6 protein-coding genes are annotated in these 6809 nt (G+C 73.4%); 2 read left to right on the plus strand and 4 right to left on the minus strand.

What is annotated here, in order from left to right:
* The first annotated feature begins 71 nt into the window (after positions 1-71).
* A complete protein-coding gene (locus tag PIJ49_RS15170; protein ID WP_066651677.1) occupies positions 72-686 on the plus strand; it encodes a putative antibiotic biosynthesis monooxygenase in 615 nt (204 codons plus the stop codon).
* Between the two features lie 47 nt (positions 687-733).
* Here the strand turns inward: PIJ49_RS15170 and PIJ49_RS15175 are convergent, their stop codons facing one another.
* From PIJ49_RS15175 to uriH, 4 genes are all read right to left on the minus strand, one after another.
* Positions 734-1669: a Ppx/GppA family phosphatase gene (locus PIJ49_RS15175; protein ID WP_271826983.1), complete on the minus strand. Its 936-nt coding sequence runs from the start codon at positions 1667-1669 to the stop codon at positions 734-736.
* 137 nt (positions 1670-1806) lie between these two features.
* A complete protein-coding gene (locus PIJ49_RS15180; protein ID WP_271826985.1) occupies positions 1807-2664 on the minus strand; it encodes a ribokinase in 858 nt (285 codons plus the stop codon).
* Positions 2661-4079, minus strand: coding sequence for a uridine transporter UriT (gene uriT, locus PIJ49_RS15185; RefSeq protein ID WP_251154412.1), 1419 nt, complete (start codon positions 4077-4079; stop codon positions 2661-2663). Before uriT ends, PIJ49_RS15180 begins: the two co-directional genes overlap by 4 nt.
* The gene (gene uriH / locus PIJ49_RS15190; protein ID WP_271826986.1) at positions 4076-5104 is read right to left on the minus strand and encodes a uridine-preferring nucleoside hydrolase UriH; all 1029 of its coding nucleotides are present in this window, start codon (positions 5102-5104) and stop codon (positions 4076-4078) included. The genes uriT and uriH overlap by 4 nt, the downstream gene beginning before the upstream one ends.
* A 232-nt stretch (positions 5105-5336) precedes the next feature.
* Here uriH and PIJ49_RS15195 point away from each other — a divergent pair, with 232 nt between their 5' ends.
* Positions 5337-6344, plus strand: coding sequence for a LacI family DNA-binding transcriptional regulator (locus PIJ49_RS15195; protein ID WP_271826987.1), 1008 nt, complete (start codon positions 5337-5339; stop codon positions 6342-6344).
* The last annotated feature ends 465 nt before the right edge of the window (positions 6345-6809 follow it).

Below are 6809 nucleotides of genomic sequence, written 5' to 3' on the forward strand. Positions count from 1 at the left end.
CGCCGCCCACCGTGGGCAGCGCACCACGGTGCCGTCACGAGCCGGAAACACGACTCCGCGAGACTGTCCGCATGACTCCACAAGAGCCAGGGAGCCTGCAGTCGTCATCCGTGACCGCAGGCCCGCCCGTCACCGTGTCCATCACCCGCCTGGTCGAACCCGACCGCATCCCCGACGCCACCGCGTGGGTGCAGTCCGGCGTCAACCTCGCGAACCGCTACCCGGGCTTCCTCGGCTCCGGGTGGGTCCGGTCGCACGCCACCAGTCGGGAGTGGCACATGCTCTACCGGTTCGCCGACCACGAGCAGCTCGCCACGTGGGAGAACTCCGACGACCGGCTCCGCTGGCTCGACCAGGGGCGTGACCTCGTTGTGGAGTCCCGGGTGGAGAAGCGCACCGGCATCGAGGGCTGGTTCGACGCGCCGCAGGACGCCCCCGCGTCGAGCGCCCCGCCCCGGTGGAAGCAGGCCGTGAGCATCTGGCTCGGGTTCTTCCCGGTCAACCTCGCCTTCACCTACCTGGTCGGCTGGCTCGTCCCGGCGTTCGGGCACCTGGCCGTGCTGCCCCGCGTGCTCGTCACGACGCTCGTGCTCACGCCGATCATGACGTTCTGGGTGCTGCCCGTCGTCACGGGGCTGATCCGCCCGTGGCTGCTCGCTCCCCCGCGACCCGCCCGGCAGCGCTAGGCCCCGACCGAGCCCGACCGCCCGGCCGGGTCGGGTCGGGTCGGGTCTCAGCCGAGCACGGAGAGCTGGTCGAGCCGCTCGAGGATCACGCCCTCGCGCAGCGCCCACGGGCAGATCTCGAGCGCCGGCAGGTCGAAGATGTCCAGGCAGGCCTCGGCGACGAGCGCTCCCGGGACGACCTGGTGCGCCCGGCTCGGCGAGACGCCCGGCAGCTCGGCCAGCTGGTCGAGCGACATCGTCAGGAGTGACGGCAGCCGCTCGCGGAGCACCGTACCGTCGAGGGACCGCGGCACGAGCGGTCCCGCGGCCGAGGGCGCGGCGCCGCAGATCCGGGCGATCGACCGGAAGGTCTTCGAGGTCGCCACCGCCCGGTCGGGCCGCCCGGCGCGCAGCAGCAGTCCGGCGTCGCGGGCGATCGCGACGCGGATCTCGTGGCGGATGCGGCGGACGTCGTCCTCCGAGGGCGTGCCCGCCCCGAAGTACCGGCGCGCGAGTCGGGCTGCTCCGATCGGCATCGACCACGCGACGTCGGGGGCCTCGTCGGCACCACCGGCGATCTCCAGGGAGCCACCGCCGATGTCGAACACCGCGAGGCGTCCGGCGGACCACCCGAACCAGCGTCGGACGGCCAGGAAGGTCAGCCGCGCCTCGTCCTCGCCGGACAGCACCGCGAGCTCGACGCCGGTCTCCCGCTCGACGTGCGCGAGCACCTCGTCGGAGTTCACGGCGTCGCGGACGGCCGAGGTCGCGAAGCCGAGCATGTCCTCGCAGCCGCGCTCCTCGGCGACGCGGACGGCGTCGGCGACGAAGGTCGTCAGCGCGTCGACCCCGACCGCGGTCACCGCACCCGACTCGTCGAGGTGCTCGGCGAGCCGGAGGGCCTGCTTGAACGACGACGCCGGCAGGGGCGCGGCTCCGCCGTGGGCGTCCACCACGAGCAGGTGGCCGGTGTTGGACCCGATGTCGAGGACTCCGACGCGCATGCACCAACGCTAGCGGCCGATGTCCCCCGTAGGACGCAACCCCGGCGACACCTCGCAACGGTACAGCGCTGCGAGCAGCCGCCAGGGTTGCGTTTCGCGGAACGGTCGGGACGGGACGGGCGGACGGGAGGCCCGGGCTACGGCCGCAGGAACGACTCCAGGTCCGACGTGGTCGGGTAGGAGGCCTGCGCGCCCGGCTTCGTCGCGGCGTACGCGCCGACGCCGACGGCGAAGCGCGCGGCCTCGAGCAGGGTGTCCCCGGCGTCGAGTCGGAGCGCCACCGCCCCCATGAACGCGTCGCCGCAGCCCGTGGTGTCGACGGGCTCGACCCGCACGGCGTCGACGTCGACCGGCGCGGCATCCCCGTCGTGCACCGTGCAGCCCGCGCCGCCCCGGGTCACGATGGAGCGTGCGACGCCGTGGTCCCCGAGCTCGGCGGCCTCGTGCTCGTTGACCAGCAGCACGTCGGTCAGGTCGAGGAGCTCCTGCGGCACGGCGCCGAACGGCGACAGGTTCGTGAGCACCGTCGCTCCGGCGGCACGACCGGCCCGCGCGGCGGCGAGCACGACGTCGATCGAGACCTCGAGGCAGAGACCGAGCACCCCGGCGCCGTCGAGGGCGTCGGCGGGTACGTCGTCCGGGGTCAGCGTGGCGTTCGCGCCGCCCGAGATCACGATGGTGTTCTCCCCCGCGGCGTCGACCGTGATGACGGCCGTCCCGGTGGCGACGCCCTGCCGGACCGCCACGTGCGTGGTGTCCACGCCGGCCGATGCGACGGACTCGCGCAGCAGTGTGCCGTTCCCGTCGTCGCCGACCGCACCGATCATGCGGACGGTGCCCCCGAGCCTCCCGGCTGCCACCGCCTGGTTGGCGGACTTGCCACCGGGCAGGATCGCGAGGTCGGACCCCTGCAGGGTCTCCCCGGGCTTCGGGAAGCGCTCGGTGCGGACCACCAGGTCCGCGTTGAGGCTGCCCACGACGACGATGCCGCTCATGCGGTGGCTCCTGTCTCGGCCGAGGCCGGGCGCGGGATGAGGAAGGACGTGGCGAGTGCCGCGCAGGTGATCGCGGCACCGAGGAGCATGCCACCGGAGTAGCCGGCGGTGCCCGCTGACCCGCCGGTGCCGAGTGCGATCTGCAGCGCCGGGAGGACCGCGAAGCTGATGCCCGCACCGAGGTTGAACGCGCCCGCGTTGAGGCCTGGCAGGAAGCCGGGGTTCGAGTCCGGCGAGAGCACGATGCCGAGCCCGTTCAGCACGATGTTCGCGATGCCCGCGTAGGTGATGCCGATGAGCACGGTGGCGGCGACGAGCACGGGCAGCGAGTGGACGCCGACGAACGCCATGACGAGCGTCGCGACGATGCTGCCGACGAGGCCGACGCGGAGCACGGCGCGGTAGCCGAGCGTCGGCGCGAGGCGGCCGGAGAAGGGTCCGACGACCCAGCCCACCAGCGCGTACGGCACGAGGAACGCGAGCGATGCGACGTCCGCCTCCATGCCGAAGCCGACCTCGTCGTTCTGGGCCAGGCTCGTGACCAGCCCGTTCACGACGGCGAAGACCCCCGTCATGGTGAGCAGCGTCGTCACGAGGAGCGCCCAGGTCCCGCGACGCCGCAGGTACCGGGTCTCGACGAGCGGCTCGCGGACCCGCGACTCGACCGCCCAGAAGACCGCGAACGCGACCAGGGCGACGACGATCCCGCCGACGACGAGCGCCCGGTCGGCCTGGGCGAGCTTGCCGGCCTCGTTGAACGCCGTGAGCAGTGCGCCGACGCTGACGACGAGCGGGAGCACGCCCCACCAGTCCATCCGGGTGCCGGCGGACGGCTTCGACTCGACGCCCCACACCGCCACCATGAGCGCGGCGAGGACCGTGACGACCGCGATCACCCAGAAGATGCCGCGGAAGCCGAAGTGGGTGGCGATCCAGCCGCCGGCCAGCGCGTCGACACCGGCGATGCCACCGTTCACGGCGGTGAGCAGGCCGAGGGCTGCGCCGTAGCGCTTGGGGTCGGCGATCTCGTTGCGCAGGATGAGCAGGCCGATCGGGACGACCGGCCCGGTGACGCCCTGGATCATGCGGCCGGCGAAGAGCATCGGCACGTTCACGGCGAGGGCGGCGACCACGCTGCCGACGAGCATCACGAGGAGCATGCCGAGCAGGACCCGCTTGCGGCCGACGATGTCGGACAGCCGGGGCAGGAACAGCGAGAACAGGGCGGCGATCGTGAAGAACAGCGTCTGCGAGAGCCCGATGGTCGCGTCGTCGGTGCGGAGTTCGTCCGCCATCGTCGCGAGCGCCGGGCTGAGCATGCTCGCGTTGAGCTGGAACGCGACGCACGCGGCGAGCAGGGCGGCGGTGAGGGCGCCGATCGACTTCGTCGTCGAGGTGGTGGTCACGGTGCTCAGGCCTCCGGGGTGACGGTGGTGTCGGCGGACTCGACGGCCCGGGCTGCGGCGCGCGGGGACCACCCGGTGTCGGGCGTCTCGCCGATCCGCTCGAGGGCGTCGACGACCAGGTACCAGAAGCGCCCGTGGTCGAGCTCCATCGCCGCGGACGTGCGGCAGTCCTCGGGCGCGGGACCGCGGAGGTCGGCGACGGTCATGCCGAGCGTGTGGGTGCCCGTCGTCTCGATCGCGATCGGCATCCGCACCGCGCGGACGATCGTCGGGTCGATGACGTACGCGACGGCGCAGGGGTCGTGCACGGGCGGGGCGTCGAACCCCTGGGCGTCCTCGTAGGCCTTGCCGAAGAACTCGAGCAGCTCGCCGACGAACGCGGCGGGCCCGGTGCCGACGGCGGCGATGCGCGCGGCCACCTCGGGGGTGGCGAGTGCCTGGTGGGTCAGGTCGAGCCCGACCATGACGACGTCCCACCCGGCGCGGAACACGATGTCCGCTGCCTCGGGGTCGATGACGATGTTGAACTCGGCGACCGGGCTCCAGTTGCCCACGTGCACGCCGCCGCCCATCAGGACGACCTGCTTGACGCGCTCGACGATGCGCGGTTCCTTGCGGACGGCGAGGGCGATGTTCGTCAGGCCCGCGGTCGGCACGATCGTCACGGTGCCGGGCTCGTGCGCCATCACGGTGTCGATGATGAGGTCGACCGCGTGCCGCTCGTCCAGGCCGAACGACGGCTCGGGGAGCATCGGCCCGTCCAGGCCGCTCTCGCCGTGGATCTCCGGGGCGACCTCGATCTCGCGCAGCAGCGGCCGGTCGGCGCCCGCAGCGAACGGCACGCCCGTGATGCCGGCGATGCGCGCCACGGCGAGGGCGTTGCGGGTGACCTTCGGCAGGGTCTGGTTGCCGACGACGGTGGTGACGGCGAGGAGCTCGATCGTCGGGTTGCCGTGTGCCAGCAGGATGGCGACGGCGTCGTCGTGGCCGGGGTCGCAGTCGAGGATGATCTTCTGCGTCGTTGCATCGGGCACCTTGGGCGCTCCACTTCGTCGGGGATCGGCGTCGGCGGGCCGCTCGCAGCCCGTCGTGTCCGGCAGCGCCGGACGGAGGTGTGTGCTCGACGCGGTGGGGTCCGCACTGTGGAGGAACCAACTCCAGCGCGGCGCGTCAAGCGTTTGACATTCGAACACGTCAAACGCTTGACGTCAACTCCGAGCGATCCTCGTCCGACCGCGTGCCCTCGGCGGTCGGTAGGCTCGTCGGGTGCCCTCCCCCGCCACTCACGGCCGTCGCGTGACCGCGGCGATGGTGGCCGAACGCGCGGGGACGAGCATCGCGACGGTCTCCCTGGTCGTCAACGGCAAGGAGCGCGGGCGGGTGTCCCCGCCGATCGCGGAGCGGGTGCGCGACGCGGTGGAGGCCCTCGGGTACGTCGTCGACCACGCGGCGAGCACCCTCGCCCGCGGCACCGGCGACCTGGTCGTGCTCATCGCGCCCGACCTGTCGAACCCGTTCTTCGCCGAGGTGATCCGCGGCGTGCGCGACACCCTGGGCGACCGGTACCAGCTCGTGCTCTCGGTCACCGAGCGCGGCGCACAGCCCACCGCCGCCGACCTCCGGCGCTTCGAGCGGCTGCGGCCGGCGGGGATCCTGGTCGACGCCCCGGCAGCCGGCGAGTCGATGGACGCGAGCGTGCCCGTCGTGCTGCTCGACGCCCCCGACGCCGCCGAGGGCACCACCGCCGTCGACTACGACCTCGCTCCGGGCATCGACGCGCTCGTCGCCCACCTGCGGGACCGCGGACACGACCACGTGGCGTACCTCGACGGCACCGCCCGGGTCGCCACGTTCGGCATCCGCCACCGGATGTTCGACGAGGCCTGCGCCGCCGCCGGGATCACGGTCTCGGAGACCGGTGCCCGCGCGGACCTGACGGTGGACGCCGCCGCACTGGCGACCGAGCACGTGGTCGAGGCGTGGCACGAGGACGGCGTCACCGCGGTCGTGGCGGCGGCGGACACCCTGGCGTACGGCGTGCTCCGGGTGGCGGGCGCGATGGGGCTCCGGGTCCCCGAGGACCTGGCGGTCGCGGGCTTCGACGACCTGCCCTCGTCGTCGGTCACGGCGCCGGCCCTGACGAGCGTCGCCCTGCCGGGAGCCGAGCTCGGCCGCACCGCCGCCCTGCGCCTGCTCGCGACGATCGACGGCACCGCGGTGGAGCCCGTCGACCTGCCGGCCCGCCTGGTCCCCCGCGCCAGCACCGGCGCCTGACGGCGCCTCCGCACGATGCACCGGACGGGAGGCGCGGGACCGACCGGCACCGCGCCTCCCGTCCGACACGGCGTACGTCCGGCGACGCGGCCGCGTTCCGGCGACGCGGCCCCGTTCCGGCGGCGAGACGCGGTGTCGTACCGCGAGACGCCGGCGTCTGTCCGGGACGCACCGGAACACGCGAGACGCCCCCGGTTCCGGAGGCGTCTCGCACGCGCGGGGGCGTCTCAGACCGACGCCGGCGTCTCGGCGCGGGGAGCGCCAGCGGCAGGCGGAGGTGTCCCGCCCCGACGCCGGCGTCTCGGCGCACGGAGCCCCCGTGACGGACGGGGCGTCCCGCGCCGACGCCGGCGTCTCGGCGCGGGGAGCGCCCGCGTCAGGCGGAGGTGTCCCAGTCTCATATTAACAAATTACGCTGCCCACGACAATTGCGTTGTGTATATATAGGTGGTCGCCGGATCATTA

Source organism: Curtobacterium uvaldense (assembly GCF_028307415.1).
Classification (GTDB): Bacteria; Actinomycetota; Actinomycetes; order Actinomycetales; family Microbacteriaceae; genus Curtobacterium.